Origin of the sequence: Candidatus Erwinia dacicola (assembly GCF_001756855.1) — a bacterium.
GTDB classification, from domain to species: domain Bacteria; phylum Pseudomonadota; class Gammaproteobacteria; order Enterobacterales; family Enterobacteriaceae; genus Erwinia; species Erwinia dacicola.
The window spans coordinates 1-1,066 of sequence record NZ_MAYS01000329.1; the positions used below are offsets into that span (position 1 = coordinate 1).

The 1,066-nt window shown below is 57.7% G+C and carries 1 protein-coding gene; it reads right to left on the minus strand.

Annotated elements, in window-relative coordinates; all coding sequences use genetic code 11:
- Nucleotides 1–136: 136 nt before the first annotated feature.
- Nucleotides 137–1,066 (minus strand): integrase catalytic domain-containing protein (locus tag BBW68_RS09560; RefSeq protein ID WP_245675245.1); only part of this gene is annotated, 930 nt, incomplete at its 5' end.

A 1,066-nucleotide genomic window follows, 5' to 3' on the forward strand; every position in this document is an offset into this window, starting at 1 on the left:
AGGCCAGCGGTGACCAGTGCTGCCCGTTATTACGCTCCGGCAGACTGCGGTGTGGGCGATTATTGTGCCGCTCTATCTGGCGCTCAATCTCTGCAACCAGCTGCTCCATTGTCAGCACCTTACGCATAGCCGCAGCCTAAACCTCATTCAGTTGCTTACCTTTCTCCAGGGCATTAACCGCCGAATCCACCGTCTTGCGGTACTTACGTTGCGCCTCCCGGTCACCAGATTTACCCACCCAGGAGCCAAAGGCCATCGCGGCACGCTTCGGTATTTCCTGGTTAAGGCGCTCTATAATACCGCGCCCCTGTGGATTACCCGGAATACCGGTAGGGTGCTCAATACCGAGGCGGGAGAAAATACCGATAATATCGGCATCAAAAACCGCATTCTTTTCACCGCCGCCGTTATCGGAGTAATACATCAGCGGTACGCCATAGCGAGATACTGCGTTGCGGATGGCATCGCCTACGGCGACCTGGCTCTCGGACATGGCCAGACTCCAGCCCACCACCACGCGGGTGCGGGCGTCAATTACCAGCGTAATCTCAGGCCGGAACGGCTTGCCCGTTTCGGGGTTAATCACTTCCATCTTCATGCCGTGGCCATCGCCGACCCACACGCCGTTAACCGGAATAACAGACCAGTCGCGGCGCACGAACGGCAGATACTTATTGTAGTCGGAGCCGGTTGCACGTCCGCGCTCACGCTCGGCAACAGGCAGCTTGTCCAGCGCATAGCGCACTGTATCGACCTTCGGTAGCATGGATAACATAATGTCGTTGTCCCCGTATTGCTCAATCCACCACTTCGCAAACTTCTCGTATGCCATCATGACGGTGGGTTTATTGGTATCGCGCCAGAAGCGCATGAAGTCCGGCATCCAGGAGTACTGGAATACCTCTTTTTTACTGACCTTCCCCGGTGCCAGCAGAGCCATACGCTCGCCCACCGTATTCGCAGCCATCCAGGTTGACAGCCAGCGCTGAAGCGTTGGCACGCTGACCCCGGCGCGGGTGGCACCCTTGCGGGCGTTGGCGATATCGGCGGCCCGCTGCACATAATC